Below are 19,280 nucleotides of genomic sequence, written 5' to 3'. Positions count from 1 at the left end.
TACCAGTAGTTCTTATTGACTTTTACGCTTTCTCTTTTTTACTACAACTTCATCCAATTCCTCTATATGTTGTGATAGCTTTATATCCAATACATTGTTATAATCATCAACAGTTACTTCAATAGTTTGCATTCCCAAATAGGAAAATGCCAGTATATTTCCAGAATACACTTCGATACTGTATTTTCCTTTGGCATCCGTTTTTGTTCCACTCGCGGTACCTTTGATGACCACATTGGCATTGGGCAAAGGTTGGCCCAAATGTGTGACCTTACCGCTGATGGTAATCTTAGTTTCCTGAGAGGTGCCTATAAAGAAAACTCCAAAAAATATGATAGCGATTAAAACCCTGACCATCTGGTAATCTTTTTAAATTGAAAGTAATATTCAATTCTTGAATTTAGGTAATTATTTTAATTTAAAACCCTGATCCTCTATATCTTATATTTGAATAAAGTTTCGGTTCTATTTACCTTTCCATTGCCCGTCTCCAAGAACTTTGGTACGTTAAATATTTCTTTAGGAATTTCAAATTTAGAAATTGAGTTTAGGGATTTGATATTCACATGTAATTGCTCCTCATCAACATTTCCTTCGACGACCAAAACCATTTTCTGGCCCAATTGGGCGTCAGGGAGTCCAGAGACAAAAAACCTTGTATTTATTAACGACGACAACTTTAATTCCAACTGCTCTGGAATTATTTTTATCCCCCCGGAATTAATGACGTTGTCATACCTGCCCAGCCACTGGAATTCTGAAGAAGACATAAGGTTTACCACATCATTGGTAACTATAATATCGTCCGAAACTTTAGGAGCTTCAATTACTAGACAATCCCTTTCATCTTTTGTGAAAACAACATTTGGCAATGCTTTAAAATTGTTGGTATTAGAATCATTGGCAAACTCCTTTACCGCTATATGAGTAATGGTTTCGGTCATTCCATAAGTTTCGAAAACCCTGGTGTTTACATTACTTAAACTTATTTTAAGTTCAGATGAAATGGGTGCACCTCCTATTATTAAAGTACCGATTTGGTCTAAATAAGATATTGAATTTTGGACCTGCATAGGTACCATGGCCACAAAATCATAATGCTGGGAGTTCAATTCCAGTGGATGGGTGGAAGGTTCAACAAAGTCCATTTCCCACCCTAGAACCATGCCCCGGACCAACATCATTTTACCAGCAATAAAATATGAGGACAAACAGTTAAGGGCTTTTGCCCCAGGTCCCAAATTAAAAAATGTTCCTGTGGCAAGTGCGGAGTTGACCATATGCTCCTTTTTCAAGGAAATTATTTTCGGAACGCCAGTAGAGCCTGAAGTTTTAACTTGAACGGAATCTGAATCATCCAGCCAGTCCATAAGAAAATTGCCTACTGCAACTTCATACTCCTGTCCTTCCTTAACCAGGCTGTATGCCAATTCCTTTAAATCCACAAAATCGTAATGGATTCCGTTGAATTTGGATTTAGGATGGATATTTTTATAGATTGGACTCACTTTCTTCAACTAGTTGTACCGTTTCAATACTTTGCACATCACCAGCAAGCCGCTCCTTCCAATCGGTCCAGCCATATTTTTTGGAAAATACAATCAATAAAATGGGATATATTACCAAAACTGGTAAAAAAACATCCCAGCCCAACTTAGGTTCCGATATATCCCGATAAAGGGATTCGGTCTGAAAGGCAGTCCAATCTGCGGTTACTAAGAGGGCCGTCAATAAATTATTGGCCGCATGGAAACCTATGGCCAATTCCAATCCTTCGTCCATTAGCGTTAATATTCCAAGAAAAAATCCAGTACCAATATAATAGACCATTATTCCGTACCCCAATTTTTCAACCTCAGGATTAAAAAGATGCAACAATCCAAAAATCATTGAGGTGATTACCAATGGCACCCATCTTTTACCTGCCATTAACCCTATGCCCTGCATGAGATATCCGCGCATAAAATATTCTTCAAAACTTGTTTGGAGTGGAATCAAAAACACTGAGATAAGGCACAAAATAATAAAGGGTTTCGCATTAAAATTGAAAACATAATCCTCAGGGGACATATAAATGTCCACTCCAGTTATTAAAATAGTAATCAATCCCCAAAGCCCGAAAGCAAAGAAAACTCTTTTCCAATCTATCCTATTTCTGCTGGTGGTAAGGGAAACTATGGTTTGGCGATGTACAAATTTAACGGTAAGAAAGGTTGCCAAAAGACCAAAAACAAAAGAAATCAACATTAAAAATAGAAATAGGTTGCTTCCTACCATTTTGGACATCCCAGTGACATCCGTAGGAAAGGTTTCTCCTCCAAGAGACTTCACAATGATGACCCCAAGCAATGGAATTGAACCTAAAAGTTGCCATCCAATAAATATGATCACAATTCCTACCAAATACCTCCAAGATTCGTGATTTCCTTTATATCCTTGTTCAATATACATATATGCTCTGTATTAAATTAGTTTCCCAAACCTTGTTATTTGCGTACTTTAAAGTGCCATTCTCCACGGTTAACGGACTGTCAAAATTATTGTTGTACAAACCTCCGGTACCCAGTCCCTGAGGTAAGTTATTATTTAATGTATAGGTCCACTGGGCAATGGCGTTAAGACCAATATTACTTTCCAATGCACTGGTAACCCACCATTTTATATTGCGTTCTTCTGCTATTTCAATCCACTCCAAGCTTCCCTTGAATCCACCGATTAAACTTGGTTTTAGGATTATATATTCTGGTTTTATAGTTTGTAGCAGATTCTCCTTTTCCGTTACATGTGTTACTCCAATAAGCTCCTCGTCCAAAGCAATTGGAATGGGCGTATTTGAGCACAATTTTCTCATTTCATCGGGCTTCCCAGCCTTTATAGGCTGCTCTATGGAGTGTAGATCAAATTGAGAAAGGCGTTCCAGTTTATCCATGGCCTCCGAGGCAAGAAAAGCGCCATTGGCATCGACCCTTAGTTCAATTTCCTTTTCGCTGTATTTATTTCGAATGGATTCTAAAAGGGCTGTTTCTTTCTCAAAATCTATTGCTCCAATTTTTAATTTTAAGCATTTGAAGCCTTCCTCCAACTTTTGTTGGATTTGTTGATGCATAAAATGTTCATCTCCCATCCAAATCAGTCCGTTGATTGCTATGGGCCGATTGTTTTCCGTGAATTCTGAAGGATAAAGTAAAAATGGATCTTTGGAATTTAGGGATAAAAAAGCTTGCTCCACCCCAAACTGAATACTCGGGTAATCCATTAAAGCGTTCCATAGTCTTTCTTTCCCCAAATGGATATTATGGCAGGTCCATTTTAGCCTTTCTTCATAGTCTGGGACATCATCAACACTTAGCCCCCTTAAAATACCGCATTCCCCAATTCCGAATTTTTGATCCTTTTCCAAAATAATAAAGAAGGTTTCTTTATGGGTCATTATACCCCTGGAAGTACCGCTGGGACGTTTAAATTCTAAAATGTATTTTTTGTAGGTCGCTTTCATGAAATATAAAATCAAATTTAGTTATCTTTTTTTCTTAAACTGAAAAAAATGACGACAAAAGTCAACAAAATGGTTTGGATAACGGGAGCTTCCTCTGGCATTGGTGAAGCACTGACCTATGAACTTAAATGAAGGGCTATAAACTGGTTATTTCTTCCAGAAAATTAAAAGATCTACAACTAGTAAAGAATCGTTGCCCAAACAAGGATTATATCTCCATACTCCCACTAGATCTGGCAGCTCTGGATAAAATGTCTGAAATGGTAAATGAAGCTTTGTCTTTCTATGGACGAATAGACATATTGATAAATAATGCAGGTATTAGCCAACGTTCCTTAATTATGGAAACGGATTTGGAAGTATATAAGAAATTAATGGACGTAAATTATATGGGCACCATCGCCCTTACCAAAGCAATCCTTCCTCATTTTGTGTCCCAAAAAAACGGCCACTTTGTTACTGTAACCAGTTTAATGGGAAAGTTTGGATCTCCTTATCGTTCAGGATATTGCGGGGCGAAACACGCTCTTCATGGTTTTTTCGATGTCCTACGTATGGAACACGAAAAGGACAACCTAAAGGTTACCTTAGTGTGTCCCGGTTTTGTAAATACCAATGTAGCGATAAATGCCCTTACTGCAGATGGCACTCCCCAAGTAGACAATGATACTGCCACAAGAAATGGGTTATCTCCCCAGGTCTTTGCCAAAAAGATGGTGAAGGCTATTGAAAACGAAAAATTCGAAGTTTACATTGGTCGGAAGGAAGTGATGGGTATCTATTTAAAAAGATTTTTCCCTATACTGCTACACAAGGTGGTACTACGAAATAAAGTGAGATAGTTAAACTTCTAAAGACTCCCCTATTTCCAACAATATTAAATCCTTCCCAAGCTTGGAAAATTTTTGAATGGATTCTTTATGATCTATTACTATATACCCGAAGGTATCGTAATGGTAGCCCAAAACCTTAGAGCACTCAACAAAATCGGAGGCTTTAATGGCATCGTCCACCCCCATGGTAAAATTATCCCCAACTGGTAATATTGCGAGGTCTAATTTAAAAGACATTGGGATAAGCTTCATATCCATAGTCAATGCCGTATCTCCCGCAATATAGACATGTTTACCTTCAGAAGATAAAACAAATCCGCCAGGTTGACCCCCGTAAGATCCATCAGGAAAGGAAGAGGTATGAATGGCATTTACATATTTCAGGGTCCCAAAATCAAATTTCCAACTGCCTCCATGATTCATGGGATGGGCTTTGAGTCCTTTATTTTCATAATAGGTTGCAATTTCAAAATTGCTCACTACCGTGGCATTATTCATTTTCCCAATTTCCTCTACATCCAAAATATGATCTTGATGGGCATGGGTAACCAGGATATAATCGGGTTTTAAATTTTTTATATCAATTTTCCCAGAAGCTTTTTCATTCCCGGTAATAAAGGGGTCTACCAATATTCTTTTGCCTGCAGTTGTAATTAGCAGGGAAGCGTGACCTAGAAAAGTAATTTGCATAAGTTGAACTGTTTTAATTCAAATTTATTTAAAATTGAACCAAAAACGAACTCCTTCTGAAGTTTTATCAATATTTAATGTAGATTGAAGTTGATTTACCAGACGATTCATTAGCCTGATTCCCATAGAGGAATTGGCCCTGTCGTCTGTATCTTCCGGTAATCCTATGCCATTATCGGTATACTCAAAATACCCTTCTTGAGTCCCAGTTTTCCTTAAATGGATATAAATTTTTCCATTTTCATCATCGTCCGGGAAGGCATACTTAAATGAATTGGAAACCAATTCGTTTAAAATAAGCCCAAAAGGAATGGCCCTGTCAATATCCAATTCCACGCCTTCGGCATCTATGGCAATATTTATATTATGGCCACCTTTTTTGTAAACCGATTGTACACTGTTGATAAGGCTTTCTATATAACCTTGCATTTCTATGACCGAGAGATCATCATTCTGATACAATTTTTGATGGATCAACGCCATGGCCTTTACCCTACTCTTCCCTTCTTCAAGGGCCTCTATGGCGGCCTTGCTTCGGGTATTTTTTGTTTGTAAACTAAGTAAGCTGGAAACCATCTGTAGGTTATTTTTTACCCTATGGTGTATTTCTTTTAAAAGTGAATCCTTTTCCACCAAGGATGCCTCAATAATCCTCTTTTGCTCGGCTATCAATCGCTGGTTCTTAATACTTTTTAAATAAGCAAATACAAGGCCTGCAAATCCCAGAAGGGTAAAAATCAAGGAAATAAAAACAATGTTGATTCTTTCCTCTTTGGCCTGTAAGTCGCTACGGGATTGCTCCAAATCCTTCTTCTGCTGCTCCATCATCTTTTTGGAGTATTCTATTTCCTGCCCTGCAACAGCCGCCAACTGTTGCTTTTTCATAGAGGATTCATTCCTATTTAATGAATCTCTAATCCTTACGTTTCTCTTTAAATATTCAACAGAATTTTTAAAATCCCCTATTCGGTCATAGTATGAAGCCAATAATCTATTCTTTCTAAGAATATTTTCAATTTTTACGGGATCTAATCCATTCAAAAGATACTCCTTAGCTTTTTCGTAATCTTCTTTCTGTAGATAGCAATCTGCCAATTCCAAGGTATTCTCTACCATTTCTGAAGAGAATTTGCCTTTGTTGAACTCGTTGATCAAGGTTACGGAATTTTCCAAATATGGAATGGCAATATCATATTCCTTTAGGAGGGCATGACATTTACCAATATTTCCCTCAATGATTCCCTTTAATAAATTGCCATTACTTATTTCCTGTTCGGTTTTCTCCCTGCTTATGTCATTTAGATAAACATCAATAAAGCCTTTGGCCTTCTTATAATAAGTTAAGGCAGTAGGTATGGACATATCCAATAGTAGATAGTTTCCAACGTTGCTCTGATATTGGGCCTGGCCATAATAGTCGTCCTCGCGAATAGTTTTTAACTTATCCTTGATATAGTCATCCATAGCCTTTCTATGAAGTCCAAGGTTGGAGTAGATATCATAAAAAATAACCTTGTCCGTAAGACCTAAGTTCTTTTTTTCATTTCTAATTTCAAATTGGCGATCATATAGTCCCAATTTAGCATAGTTGTTGTCTATTAGATCCAATAGAATCTTTTTGGATTCCATATCCAAATTTTCAATTTTCTTGTATAATTGGTTTGCAATGGCCACACTTTTGCTAAAGTCCCCTATATCATAATAAAGCTGGGATTGCATAAGCTCATATTTCCTTATGCTTAATGTATCCTGGACTTTTTGTGCATTGTTGTGATAAACATTTACAGTTGCCTGCCAGTCATAGGCTGAATTTTCCGAATAGCGATTTGTGGTACCAAAGAAATAATCGAATCTCTCCTGCACGCCCTGTTTATTTTGAAACTCTTGAAAATGATTGGGCTTGGCAACTGAATCTTGGGCTGGTAGATACCAAAAACTCACTGAACAAATCAATAATGAAACAAATATTTTTTTAAAAGACTTCGCCATTGTTCAATTGTTGTCTAAAATTCTCTAATTAGTCTTTAGTATTTTTATTATTATTTATGGCCTTTGGTATAATGGTACACAATATTACAAACGTTAAATCGGGCTTATTGTTGTTCCCCGAATAGTCTCATAAACCATCATATTTGCGGCCCTATCACCAACACTACCCAATTCTAGGTTTAAGTGGGCAAGTTAACCAATATTTCAGCTCTCCTGTTTTTGCCTGCAATATGTGGGATTCAAAAATAAAAAAGGCGATACAATATAATTGCACAGCCTTTTTATATATGTAATGATAAGATTTGGGACTCTTGATCAGATCAAAAATATGTTGTAACATTGGAATTTTTAGAATTTTGTTGTGTAATACCTATATGTTGTTGTGAAAGTAATAAATTGCAGAAAATCGTGTATTTCATCGGATATATTGAACATTTCATCGGATAAAATTAAAATAAGTAAAGCCTTACAATTCCAAGATCTAAATCCTATTTAGACTACATACAATATTCTATATAATTCTAAATAATTTCATTCCAGGACCCCCCTCTTAATCGTTGACCTTTTTTAATTGATTTTTCAGCTCCTCCATAGATTCTTGAAGTTGTCTTAGTAATCCTTTCTCAGAGGTGGCATCAACACCAAAAGTTATTTTACTACTAACCTGCCAAAGCTCTTGTATGTCCTCCGTATTTACAGAATATGGAGGGTAGTTTTCATTTAAAGAAATTAATGAAATAACGGAAGGATTTGGAGATTTTTCTATTTTTTTCACCAACACTGCGTCCTGTAGGACCACTACGTAAATCTTATTGGGACTAATTTCCTGTAGACCTTCCACTGCCTTGGCCAATACCCACTCACCTGGCTTTAAATTGGGCAACATACTGTCCCCTTCAATCTGAAAACCGCGATAAGTTGCGTTTCTAAACTCTGGCAATGGAATATCAAATGCCGGTAGTTGTCTGTACCAACTGGTATCCTGTATATTTTGTGGATAACCGGCTGCCGCTTTTGCATTCACCAATACCATGTTTTCGTTATCGGATGAATTTACGGTAACTACCTTTGGTATAACACTAATATTAGTAACCGATAGGTGCTTTTGGTTACTTTCTCCAAATAACCAAAGTGGATTGATCTTAAATTGCTTAAGCAGTTCCACCACTACTTTTCCAGACAATTTTGTACGCCCTCTTTCTATATCCGCAGTGGTATTTGAAATGCCAAGCAGGTTGGCAAAATCGGATTGGGTATATCCCAACTCCCTGCGTAGATCTGTAAAACGCTTTGTTACAATTTCCATATCCTCGTTCATTCTCCAGGTTTTAAATTGATAAAATTACAATAGGCATATTCAAATATGTTGAACATTTAACTTCCTATAGGCTCAAATATACGGAATTTGGAATATATCCAAAATATTTATTGGACTATTTCCATAATTAGGAAATAATCCATATATTTGGAATAATTACAAATACAAAGAAATGACTCTGGAAGACATACATCAAAAATTAAACATACTGGCCCATTCCGGGATGGAGGATAATCACTATTCCAACAATCCATCCTATAAGGTTCATAACGCTATCAGAAGTCATTCCGTAAAAAAGGAAAGAAGACGATTAACAAAGGAATTTAGTGTGCAACTCAGTTTATTCGATTAATTATGGAAAATCCTAAAATTTTAATTTACGATGGTAGCTTCAACGGGTTCTTAACCACAGTTTTCAAAGTTTTTGAGGAGAAAATTGAAGTAACCAATATTCAAAGGAACACAGAAAACCAAAAAGGTTTGTTTTCCGAGGCTATAACCGTTTTCACTCAAATGGATAAGGCAAGGCGTGTTTGGAATAGTATACAAAACAAAAGCAATGCAGCTATAAAGTCAATATACTTCGCCTTTTTAAGTGAATCCAAGGGTGTTGAACTACTTCTATACCAATATATACGTTCCATGTATGCCAATCCTGATGAGGAACGCATAGACGATATTGCGGAAATTATATTAAAAATTCAACAACAATCAAGAATGGTGGCGAGGGAAAAACATAGAATTGAGGCCATTGCAAATTTTACAATATCAAAAGACCAAATCCTTTTTTCCGATGTATCTCCCGGTTTTGATGTACTGCCTTTAATTTCAAAACACTTTCGCACCAAATTCAAGGGTCAAGAATTTATCATTTATGACCGAAAAAGAAAATATGCCATATACTATAACCTGTACACTGTTGAAATTATCTCCTTGGAGCTATCGGCATATCATAACAAAGAAGTAATATCCCAGACTACCTTAAAATATCTTATAAACAATAAATTACATTCACAATATACCAATAAACCGCAGATGGGGTATATAAATGAAAGGGCTGCAGTATAAATATTTATCTGACTAGGTTTTCTGCTAATTGAAATTATAAATCTGTTTTCCGTATTTTAAAATTTAATCTTTTGTATAGGAAATGGGCTTAATTAAATTTAAGAACCTATTCCCAAGCTGGTTTACTTGGTTTTTTCGCCCACAAAATTATCGCTCTGACTTTTAAAAAGCACATTGAATGTGGTTAAGCTTCCATAAATACGAGTAATGTATTGTTGTAAATCTACCTTTTCCTGATCGTCCAAATTATTACTACTGTTTATTTTCTGTTCCATCACTCTTATTCGATCTCTGACCATAACAATTTTGTGAAAAAAAGTATCCATTGGAATTTCTTTGTCCGTCAAATTGGTATCCCCAGGTTTTAGAACCAAACTCCCACCCTTCCACTTATCCGCAATTGGGGTTATGGCACTGGCATCACTCCATCTTTTTAATATTGAGATCAGCGATTGTTCTACCTCGGAAAAACTTATGGTATCCACTTCATCCTCAACTGCCTCTATGACCTCAAAATCAGAACCCAAATCAATAGTTTCCAGTCCATTATCCATAAAAGTAACTCAATAATGTTTGGAGGTAACATTGGTAACCACTCCTTTTCCAAATTCGCTGTGGTCGATTCGTGAACCTATTCCTAAAAGTTGCATTTAAAAATAATTTAAAGTTAAAAACGCTAATTTATAGCTAAGGTTTTAATCTACAAAAAACTAAATAGCACCAACTTCATTTTTAGGCTTCAAAGTCGTAACTTCGCACATTGCTAATGAAAATGATTAAGTACGAAGAGAATATAGAGGTTAGAGGCGCTCGTGTGCACAACCTAAAAAATATAGATGTTACCATACCACGCGAAAAGCTGGTTGTTATTACCGGATTGTCTGGAAGCGGAAAATCATCCCTGGCCTTTGATACTATTTATGCAGAAGGGCAAAGGAGATATATTGAAACTTTCTCGGCATATGCCCGACAGTTTTTGGGTGGATTGGAGCGACCCGATGTTGACAAAATTGACGGACTATCGCCAGTAATTGCCATTGAGCAAAAAACCACTTCAAAATCGCCCCGGTCAACAGTTGGAACTATTACCGAAATTTACGATTTCCTTAGACTTTTATTTGCAAGGGCAAGTGATGCCTACAGTTACAATACTGGGGAAAAGATGGTTAGTTATGATGATGCTCAAATAAAGGAATTGATCATATCCTCTTACAAAGGTAAAAAGATCAATGTACTGGCGCCGATTATCAAATCCAGAAAAGGACACTACAGGGAACTTTTTGAGCAGATTGCCAAACAAGGATTTGTTAAGGTAAGGATAGATGGGGAAATAAAGGATATTGTAAAAGGTATGAAAGTCGACCGTTACAAGACCCATGATATCGAGATTGTTATAGACCGACTTAAAATTGAGGAGAGTTCCGAATTGGACAAACGTATTTCTGAAACTATTAATACGGCAATGTACAGTGGCGAAAATGTATTGATGATTTTGGAAGAAGGAACCGAGGTTCCCCGCTATTTTAGTAGGGATTTGATGTGTCCCACAACCGGAATTTCATATCCTTCCCCGGAACCCAATACTTTTTCCTTTAATTCACCCAAAGGCATGTGTCCGGATTGTAACGGGCTGGGGCATGTCTATGAGGTTAATGAGAATAAAATTTTTCCGAACAAAAAGTTATCTATCAAGGGAGGAGGCATTGCCCCCTTGGGAGAATATAAAAATTCTTGGGCCTTTAAACAGATTGAAACTATAGCCCAACGGTATAATTTTGAAATTACTTCCCCTGTTTCCCAAATTCCTGATGAAGCTATTCAGATTTTATTATACGGCGGTAAGGAAAGTTTTGAGGTTGACTCCAAAACCTTAGGGGTAAAACGTCTGTATAAAATAGATTACGAAGGAATATCCAACTTTATAAAGAGTCAATTCCACGAGGCCAATTCTACTTCAATCAAACGATGGGCAAAGGAATATATGGACAAAATTGAATGTCCAACCTGCGATGGAACCAGATTAAAACAAGAGTCCCTATACTTTAAGATCGCCAATAAAAATATTGCCGACCTCTCTAATCTGGATATTACGGATTTGGCCGATTTCTTTAGCGGTCTGGAAAAAAAATTGGAAGGCAACCAATTAAAAATTGCCGAGGAAATTATAAAGGAGATAAAAACAAGGATTCAATTTTTATTGGATGTAGGCTTGGATTATCTGTCCTTAAATAGAAATAGTAAATCCCTTTCGGGAGGAGAAGCACAGCGCATAAGGTTGGCCACACAAATTGGATCCCAACTGGTAGGTGTTCTATATATCCTGGATGAACCTAGTATAGGTTTGCACCAACGGGATAATGAACGTTTAATAAAATCCTTGGAATCGCTTAGGGACCTCGGAAATTCGGTAATTGTTGTGGAACATGACCGTGACATGATAGAGCGTGCAGACCATGTCATAGACATTGGACCTAAAGCGGGGAAACACGGAGGGGAAATTATATCGGAAGGAACACCGGATGCCCTGAAAAACCATCATACCCTGACTGCCGATTATATTTCAGGGAAATTGAAAATTGAGGTTCCCAAAAAACGCAGGGAAGGGAATGGGAAAACCCTTGAATTAACTGGTTGTACCGGTAATAATTTAAAGAATGTCTCAGTAAGTTTTCCTTTGGGAAAAATGATTGGGGTCACCGGGGTTTCCGGCAGCGGAAAATCTACCTTGATCAATGAGACCCTATATCCTATATTAAATGCCTTTTATTTTAATGGTGTTAAAAAACCAATGCCCTACAAAAAAATTAAGGGACTGGAGAATATAGACAAGGTAATAGACATTAATCAATCTCCTATTGGAAGAACACCAAGGTCAAATCCGGCAACCTACACCGGTGTTTTTAGCGAAATCAGGTCGCTTTTTGCCAAGACACAGGAAGCGGCAATTAGAGGGTATAAACCCGGCCGTTTTAGCTTCAATGTAACTGGTGGCCGTTGTGAAACCTGCCAAGGTGGGGGTCTAAGGGTTATTGAGATGAATTTTTTGCCCGATGTATATGTCGACTGTGAGACCTGCAACGGGAAACGTTTTAATAGGGAAACACTAGAGATTAGATATAAGGGCAAATCCATTGCAGATGTACTGGAAATGACTATAAATGAATCTGTAGCGTTCTTTGAGAATATCCCTAAAATTTATCGCAAATTAAAGACTATACAAGATGTAGGCCTTGGATATATTTCCTTGGGTCAACAGTCTACCACCCTTTCAGGAGGAGAGGCACAACGAATAAAATTGGCTACCGAACTATCTAAAAGAGACACCGGAAATACCTTTTATATTTTGGACGAACCAACTACTGGCCTGCATTTTGAGGATATCAGGGTATTAATGATCGTGCTTAATAAACTTGTAAATAAAGGTAATACGGTTCTCGTAATCGAACACAATATCGACGTTATTAAAATGATGGACCATATTATAGACATTGGTTACGAAGGTGGGCGAAATGGTGGTATGGTAGTTGCGAAAGGTACTCCTGAAGAAGTGGCCCTGGATAAAAAGAGTTATACCTCAATATTTCTAAGAAAAGAATTAGGTTTGTGAAATTAATAGTCCATTTAGTATACTATTTTCTTCAAAATAGCATTTTATATGCAATGTAGGTAATAGTCTAAAATTGATTATGGGTAAAATTATAACATGAGAAAAGAACAACATCATAAAGGATGGAATGAGATAAAAACCAATGATTCCTGGGCCCTATTTAAGATTATGGGCGAATTTGTGAATGGATTTGAAAAAATGAGCGCTATTGGCCCATGTGTTTCCATCTTTGGGTCGGCACGTACAAAACCAGGAGACAAATTCTATGAATTGGCGGTAAGCGTTGCCAAAAGCATTTCCGAGGCCGGTTATGGAATTATTACCGGTGGTGGCCCTGGAATTATGGAAGCCGGTAATCGAGGGGCACATTTAGCAGGTGGCACCTCTGTTGGATTGAATATTGATCTTCCCTTTGAGCAACATGACAATCCTTATATAGACGGTGATAAAAGTTTGGATTTTGATTATTTCTTTGTGCGCAAAGTTATGTTCGTAAAATATTCCCAAGGTTTTGTGGTAATGCCGGGCGGTTTTGGCACGTTGGATGAACTTTTTGAAGCCATAACCCTTATACAGACAAACAAAATAGAACAGTTCCCTATCATTTTGGTAGGTACCGAGTTTTGGGGTGGATTGATGGATTGGGTGAAAAATTCAATGCTCACAGTCGGAAACATCAGTCCAAAAGATTTGGATTTGATCCAGATTGTTGACACGGAACAAGAAGTTGTAGACATAATCGATGCCTTTTACAAAGGCAATATATTAAGTCCAAATTTTTAAATTTAAAGATTTGAAGCAGTTGGTATATATTACGAAACCTATTTTTTTCTTGATAATTTTGTTTATCAATGGTCTTTGTATAGCACAACATACCAATAAAGTTATAGCAACATTAAATAAGGAAATTAATGAATTTACTATTCAACAAGAAATTGAGTATGTAAATAAATCCCAGGATACCTTAAATCTTATTTATCTTAATGATTGGGCAAATGCCTATGCCAATAAAAATACGGCATTGGCCAAAAGATTTGCTGAAGAATTTAAAAAAGGCCTTCATCTTGCAAAAGATGAAGAGAGGGGTAATACTAAAATAGTAAGTACCGTTGATGACGACTATCGAGGATTGGATTGGGGGTATGCTCCTGGTAAGGATATTATTAAAATTATCCTTAACCGTCCCCTGCTACCCCATGCATCGACAAAAATATTTATTACTTATAAAGTAAAATTACCTTCCGACAAATTTACTACCTACGGATATAATAATAGAGGTGGCTATTATCTTAAGGACTGGTATCTTACACCGGCAGTATATGATGGGAGTTGGCATTTGTACTCCAACAAGAATTTGGAAGATCTTTATACGGATATGGCCAACACGTCCATAGAACTCGTTATTCCGGAAAATTTAAATGCAGTTTCAAATTTTCATGAATTAAGTAAAAACATTGCAGGCAATCTTCAACATATTTATTTTCAGGGAACGCAACAAAAAAGTGGTGAAATAATAATAAGTCCAACCAAAAATTTTGTAAAACATGTAACTCCCGAACTTACAATTTTGACCGACCTAAGGTCTCCTAGATACGATGAAATTTCTTCAGGGATTTCAATTAACAGAGTATCTAAGTATATCTACGAAAACTTGGGCGACTTTCCACATAAGCATTTATTGGTAAGTGAGTTGGACTATAATAAGGACCCCTTATATGGCATAAATCAACTTCCTAGGTTTATACGACCTTATGAGGAGCAGTTTCAATTTGAAATGAAATTTCTAAAAACCGCTCTCAATAGTTTTATTAAGGAAACCATGTTTCTTGATACAAGAAATGAAAAATGGGTTACCGATGCCATTTTGAACTATCTAATGATTGGTTTTGTTGAAGAATACTATCCAGATCAAAAATTGTTGGGCAAATTATCCAGCATTTGGGGTATACGTAGTTTTCATTTGGCCAAAATGAATTTTAACGAACAGTATCCTTTGCTTCATATGCTATCGGCTAGAAGAAATGTTGATCAATCCTTGACCACACCCAACGATTCGCTAATAAAGTTCAATCAAAAAATTGCTAACAGGTACAAGGCCGGATTGGGTCTGGCCTATTTGGCGGATTATACAGGTAAAGAACATGTAGATCGTAGTGTGAAGGAGTTCTACATAAACTACAGATTAAAACCATCTACTGCGGCAGATTTTAAATTTATTGTCGTGGAAAACTCCGATAAGGATATTAATTGGTTTTTTGATGAATATGTGTCTACTACCAGTAAAATTGATTTCAAAATAAAAAAAGTACAAAAACTGGAGGATTCGTTAGTTGTTACTTTAAAAAATAAAGAAGGCACTAATGTCCCTATTTCCCTATTCGGGATAAAAAATGACACAGTTGTTTCTAGTTATTGGTTCAGAAATATTGCCGAAGAACAGACTTTCACCATTCCAAAGAGCGGTGAGGACCGTTTGGTGTTGAATTATGATCAGACCATACCAGAATTCAACCAGCGGGATAATTGGAAATCACTGAACGGTTTCTTTTCCAGTAACAAAAAATTGAAATTTCAATTTTTTAAGGATGCCGAAGATCCGTATTACAACCAAGTTTTTTATGTTCCGGTGTTGGGGTTCAACAAATACGATGGACTCTCACCAGGTATGAGGTTGCACAACAAAACCTTATTGGAAAGGCCTTTTGTTTTTGATATAGCGCCCACATATGCACCTAACGAAAAGACATTCGTTGGATATGGTAAATTTAATTTTCGGCATTATCACGGAACTAGTGGTTTATATGTTACCAATTATTCACTTAGGGGATCTACCTCCCATTTTCAGGAAAATTCGCGTTACAGCACCTTAAGTCCGTCTATAGGTTTTGGTTGGAAACCCAGTAACCTTTTACTGAATAAAAGAGAAGCATTAATTCTTAGATCCATAAGTGTCTTTAGGGACATTGATCCAAATCTACAAACTTTGGGCCTGGAAACAGATCCGGACTATAATGTTCTCAACGCAAAATATTACAACACCACGAACAACATAATTAATTACCTATCCTGGTCTGTGGATGCACAGTATTCCAATAAATTTACCAAGCTTGCCTACGAATTGGAATACCGTAAACTTTTTGAAAACAATAGGCAATTTAACTTACGTTTTTTCGCTGGTAAGTTTATAAGAAATGAAACCGCGGGGAACACGGATTTTTTTAGTTTTGCCCTTGACCGACCTACGGATTACCTTTTTGATTATGATTACTTAGGTAGATCGGAAGGATCCGGAATCTACAGTCAGCAAATTATTGTTGCTGAAGGTGGTTTTAAATCCAAATTGGAAAACCCTTTTGCCAATGATTGGATGGCAACCGTTAATACCAGTGTAAATATTTGGCGTTGGATAGAACTATACGGGGATTTAGGTGTGGTTAAAAATAAAGGAACGAAAGAAAGAGTGGTTTACGACTCTGGGATACGACTAAATCTGTTAACGGATTATTTTGAACTTTATCTTCCTTTGTACTCCAACAATGGTTGGGAGATATCACAACCTCAATATGATCAAAAAATTAGATTTGTTATAACCTTTAGTCCTCGGACCTTAACCGGACTATTTACTAGAAAATGGTTTTAAAATATTGATAAATTCTTATAACAAAGTTAAATTATTATGATATTCATAATATTTAAAAACTCACTTCTGTTTTCTTTAAAGAATTATTAATTATTATCCTCCTCCATTGGTTGCAAAAACCATAATGATTTGATATTTTTGCGAGAAACCATAAACTCCGAAATGAATATAGATTCCGAAGCAAGCAACGATATTTCATTTGACGATTTTCAATTACAGATATTGAAAGACTATGAAATTGCTGTCACAAGCAGGGAATGTAGCCTACTGGGAAGACGGGAAGTTCTGACGGGAAAAGCGAAATTCGGAATTTTTGGCGATGGTAAGGAACTCCCTCAATTGGCTATGGCCAGATCTTTCAGGGATGGGGATTTCAGAAGTGGTTATTATAGAGATCAAACTTTTATGATGGCCCTGGATTTACTTTCACCAAAGGAATTTTTCCATGGTTTATACGCTACCACCGATATAACTAAAGAAACCATGAGTGCGGGTAGGCAAATGGGAGGACATTTTACTACTTTTAGTTTAAATGAAGACGGAAGCTGGCGAGACCTCACCAAACAAAAGAACAGTAGTGCCGATATCTCTTGTACGGCCGGACAAATGCCAAGATTATTAGGCTTGGCACAAGCCTCTAAAATCTATAGAAACGTTAAAGTACAAAATAGTTCAAAATTTTCGGATAACGGCAATGAAGTGGCATGGGGAACCATAGGCAATGCCAGTACCAGTGAAGGGGTTTTTTTCGAAACCATAAATGCTGCCGGGGTATTACAAGTACCCATGGTAATTAGCATTTGGGATGATAATTACGGTATCTCCGTTCATGCCAAACATCAGACTACCAAAGAAGATATATCCAAGATTTTAGCTGGTTTTCAGCGTGACCAAAAGAATGCGGGCTATGAAATTTTGAAAGTAAAGGGCTGGGATTATACCGCCCTGATCCACGCTTATGAAAATGCCTCGGACATTGCGAGGGATGAACATGTACCTGTAATTATCCATATTACCGAACTCACACAGCCTCAGGGTCATTCCACCTCAGGTTCACATGAACGTTACAAAAGTGAGGAACGTTTGCAATGGGAAAAGGATAATGATTGCAATAAGCGTTATAGGGAATGGATACTGGAGAATAGGATCGCTACCGAAGAGGATTTAAAAACTCTTGAAAAGAATATAAAAAGACATGTACGCAGTGCGCGTAAGGAAGCATGGGAAGAGTTTTTGGCTCCCCATAAACAGCAGAAAAAAATATTGGTGAACTTATTGGACAATGCTGCCAACTCCAGTATCAATAAAAATTTTATTACTAAAATCAAAAACGATTTAATAGCCATCGAAGAACCCATAAAAAAGGATATGGCTTCCAAGGCTAGAAAAGCGCTGCGTTATTTATTGGGGGAAAGCAGTAAAGAGAAAGATCTTTTGGCAGCTTGGACCAATAATTTTTTAGAGGAATCCCAAGCCAAGTTCAGCACCTACCTTTACAACGAACAGAGCAACAATGCTTTGAGTGTTCCAGAAGTGAGACCTTCATATAATACAGAACCCGAAGAAGTAGATGGCAGGGTAATTCTAAGGGATAATTTTGATTTGCTTTTTGAAAGGTACTCCCAAGCCCTAATTTTTGGAGAGGACAGTGGGGCTATTGGAGACGTAAATCAGGGATTGGAAGGACTGCAAAAGAAATATGGAGAACTTCGGGTTGCCGATGTGGGAATTAGGGAGGCTAGTATAATTGGGCAAGGAATAGGAATGGCAATGAGAGGTTTGCGACCCATTGCTGAAATTCAATATTTGGATTATATTTTTTATGCCCTATTTACCTTGACCGATGATTTGGCTACACTTTTATACAGGACAGTTGGTAAACAGAGAGCTCCTTTGATTGTGAGGACCCGTGGTCACAGATTGGAAGGAATATGGCATTCAGGGTCGCAAATGGGTGGATTAATTCATCTGTTGCGCGGGATGTATATTTTGGTGCCCAGAAATATGACCAAGGCCGCTGGGTTTTACAATACCCTTATGAAAGGAAACGAACCTGCCCTATTGATCGAAAGTTTAAACGGTTATCGTCTAAAGGAACCCATGCCAAATAACCTAGGTGAACTGTGTACCCCAATTGGAGTGGTTGAAGTGGTAAGACCAGGAGAGGATATTACCTTGTTATCCTATGGCTCTACCCTTAGAATTGTAATGCAAGCAGCTAATGAACTCAAAGAAGTAGGTATAGATGCGGAAGTAGTGGATGCCCAAAGTTTGTTGCCTTTTGACCTACGCAAGGATTTATGCAAGAGCGTTAAAAAAACAAGTAGGTTGTTGGTTATAGACGAAGATGTACCTGGTGGCTGCTCCGCCTATTTAATACATGAAATTATTGAAAAACAAGGAGCTTACAAATATTTGGACAGTGCTCCCCAAACACTTACGGCAAAGCCTCATAGACCGGCTTATGCTACAGATGGAGACTATTTTTCCAAACCAAATTTGGAGGATATCTTTGAGAAAGTATATTCTATAATGCACGAATCCAACCCTATGGATTTTCCCAAGCTTAGATAGTATTAGCTATGGGTGACAATGTTTTTTACCTGCTCTATAACGCAATTCTTTTTTTAATTTATTAA

General features: G+C 37.1%; 14 protein-coding genes and 1 pseudogene. 7 read left to right on the top strand and 8 right to left on the bottom strand.

Features of this window, described 5'->3' with window-relative positions:
• Window positions 1–12: 12 nt before the first annotated feature.
• From H4O18_RS10820 to H4O18_RS10805, 4 genes are all read right to left on the bottom strand, one after another.
• Window positions 13–357: a carboxypeptidase-like regulatory domain-containing protein gene (locus H4O18_RS10820; protein ID WP_187584394.1), complete on the bottom strand. Its 345-nt coding sequence runs from the start codon at window positions 355–357 to the stop codon at window positions 13–15.
• Between the two features lie 77 nt (window positions 358–434).
• Window positions 435–1,508, bottom strand: coding sequence for an AMP-binding protein (locus H4O18_RS10815; protein WP_187584563.1), 1,074 nt, complete (start codon window positions 1,506–1,508; stop codon window positions 435–437).
• The gene (locus H4O18_RS10810; protein ID WP_187584392.1) at window positions 1,492–2,451 is read right to left on the bottom strand and encodes a CPBP family intramembrane glutamic endopeptidase; all 960 of its coding nucleotides are present in this window, start codon (window positions 2,449–2,451) and stop codon (window positions 1,492–1,494) included. Before H4O18_RS10810 ends, H4O18_RS10815 begins: the two co-directional genes overlap by 17 nt.
• Complete coding sequence (locus tag H4O18_RS10805) at window positions 2,441–3,496, bottom strand: o-succinylbenzoate synthase (protein WP_187584390.1); 1,056 nt, start codon at window positions 3,494–3,496, stop codon at window positions 2,441–2,443. The genes H4O18_RS10810 and H4O18_RS10805 overlap by 11 nt, the downstream gene beginning before the upstream one ends.
• A 128-nt stretch (window positions 3,497–3,624) precedes the next feature.
• Between H4O18_RS10805 and H4O18_RS10800 the strand changes: the two genes are divergently transcribed.
• Entirely contained in the window at window positions 3,625–4,338 is a 714-nt protein-coding gene (locus H4O18_RS10800; protein ID WP_343065449.1) for an SDR family NAD(P)-dependent oxidoreductase, read from the top strand.
• On the opposite strand, the gene H4O18_RS10795 is transcribed toward H4O18_RS10800, so the two are convergent.
• The 3 genes from H4O18_RS10795 to H4O18_RS10785 all read right to left on the bottom strand — a co-directional run bounded on the left by H4O18_RS10795 (window position 4,339) and on the right by H4O18_RS10785 (window position 8,326).
• On the bottom strand, window positions 4,339–5,019 hold the full coding sequence (locus tag H4O18_RS10795) for a metal-dependent hydrolase (RefSeq protein ID WP_187584388.1): 681 nt from the start codon (window positions 5,017–5,019) through the stop codon (window positions 4,339–4,341).
• Between the two features lie 24 nt (window positions 5,020–5,043).
• A complete protein-coding gene (locus H4O18_RS10790) occupies window positions 5,044–6,882 on the bottom strand; it encodes a sensor histidine kinase (protein WP_343065448.1) in 1,839 nt (612 codons plus the stop codon).
• Window positions 6,883–7,558: 676 nt separating this feature from the next.
• Window positions 7,559–8,326, bottom strand: a complete 768-nt coding sequence (locus tag H4O18_RS10785) for an XRE family transcriptional regulator (RefSeq protein WP_246474213.1) — start codon at window positions 8,324–8,326, stop codon at window positions 7,559–7,561.
• A 172-nt stretch (window positions 8,327–8,498) separates the two neighbouring features.
• Between H4O18_RS10785 and H4O18_RS10780 the strand changes: the two genes are divergently transcribed.
• Together H4O18_RS10780 and H4O18_RS10775 are read left to right on the top strand one after the other, a co-directional pair.
• Window positions 8,499–8,678: a hypothetical protein gene (locus H4O18_RS10780; protein ID WP_187584385.1), complete on the top strand. Its 180-nt coding sequence runs from the start codon at window positions 8,499–8,501 to the stop codon at window positions 8,676–8,678.
• Between the two features lie 2 nt (window positions 8,679–8,680).
• On the top strand, window positions 8,681–9,394 hold the full coding sequence (locus tag H4O18_RS10775; RefSeq protein ID WP_187584384.1) for a TIGR03915 family putative DNA repair protein: 714 nt from the start codon (window positions 8,681–8,683) through the stop codon (window positions 9,392–9,394).
• Between the two features lie 122 nt (window positions 9,395–9,516).
• Here H4O18_RS10775 and H4O18_RS10770 read toward each other — a convergent pair.
• Window positions 9,517–10,044 (bottom strand): annotated as a pseudogene (locus tag H4O18_RS10770) (hypothetical protein).
• Between the two features lie 122 nt (window positions 10,045–10,166).
• Here H4O18_RS10770 and uvrA point away from each other — a divergent pair.
• The 4 genes from uvrA (at window position 10,167) to H4O18_RS10750 (ending at window position 19,215) form a co-directional block, all read left to right on the top strand.
• Window positions 10,167–13,001, top strand: a complete 2,835-nt coding sequence (gene uvrA, locus H4O18_RS10765) for an excinuclease ABC subunit UvrA (RefSeq protein ID WP_187584559.1) — start codon at window positions 10,167–10,169, stop codon at window positions 12,999–13,001.
• 96 nt (window positions 13,002–13,097) lie between these two features.
• On the top strand, window positions 13,098–13,784 hold the full coding sequence (locus H4O18_RS10760) for an LOG family protein (RefSeq protein ID WP_187584383.1): 687 nt from the start codon (window positions 13,098–13,100) through the stop codon (window positions 13,782–13,784).
• Window positions 13,785–13,794: 10 nt separating this feature from the next.
• On the top strand, window positions 13,795–16,641 hold the full coding sequence (locus H4O18_RS10755) for a gluzincin family metallopeptidase (protein ID WP_343065447.1): 2,847 nt from the start codon (window positions 13,795–13,797) through the stop codon (window positions 16,639–16,641).
• 162 nt (window positions 16,642–16,803) lie between these two features.
• Window positions 16,804–19,215, top strand: coding sequence for an alpha-ketoacid dehydrogenase subunit alpha/beta (locus H4O18_RS10750; protein WP_187584382.1), 2,412 nt, complete (start codon window positions 16,804–16,806; stop codon window positions 19,213–19,215).
• Window positions 19,216–19,280: the final 65 nt, after the last annotated feature.

It is taken from the genome of Arenibacter arenosicollis (assembly GCF_014397245.1).
In the GTDB taxonomy this organism is placed as follows: Bacteria; Bacteroidota; Bacteroidia; order Flavobacteriales; family Flavobacteriaceae; genus Arenibacter; species Arenibacter arenosicollis.
Note: the sequence above shows the minus strand (reverse complement) of the source record. Positions and strands in the feature narration are given on the sequence as shown.

Excerpts from the sequence above, each read along its gene's own strand:
- H4O18_RS10810 (WP_187584392.1), bottom strand. The coding sequence starts at position 2,451 with ATGTATATTGAACAAGGATATAAAGGAAATCACGAATCTTGGAGGTAT.
- H4O18_RS10800 (WP_343065449.1), top strand. The coding sequence starts at position 3,625 with ATGAAGGGCTATAAACTGGTTATTTCTTCCAGAAAATTAAAAGATCTA.
- H4O18_RS10785 (WP_246474213.1), bottom strand. The coding sequence starts at position 8,326 with ATGAACGAGGATATGGAAATTGTAACAAAGCGTTTTACAGATCTACGC.
- H4O18_RS10760 (WP_187584383.1), top strand. The coding sequence starts at position 13,098 with ATGAGAAAAGAACAACATCATAAAGGATGGAATGAGATAAAAACCAAT.
- H4O18_RS10820 (WP_187584394.1), bottom strand. The coding sequence starts at position 357 with ATGGTCAGGGTTTTAATCGCTATCATATTTTTTGGAGTTTTCTTTATA.
- H4O18_RS10780 (WP_187584385.1), top strand. The coding sequence starts at position 8,499 with ATGACTCTGGAAGACATACATCAAAAATTAAACATACTGGCCCATTCC.
- H4O18_RS10795 (WP_187584388.1), bottom strand. The coding sequence starts at position 5,019 with ATGCAAATTACTTTTCTAGGTCACGCTTCCCTGCTAATTACAACTGCA.
- H4O18_RS10775 (WP_187584384.1), top strand. The coding sequence starts at position 8,681 with ATGGAAAATCCTAAAATTTTAATTTACGATGGTAGCTTCAACGGGTTC.
- H4O18_RS10805 (WP_187584390.1), bottom strand. The coding sequence starts at position 3,496 with ATGAAAGCGACCTACAAAAAATACATTTTAGAATTTAAACGTCCCAGC.
- uvrA (WP_187584559.1), top strand. The coding sequence starts at position 10,167 with ATGATTAAGTACGAAGAGAATATAGAGGTTAGAGGCGCTCGTGTGCAC.
- H4O18_RS10750 (WP_187584382.1), top strand. The coding sequence starts at position 16,804 with ATGAATATAGATTCCGAAGCAAGCAACGATATTTCATTTGACGATTTT.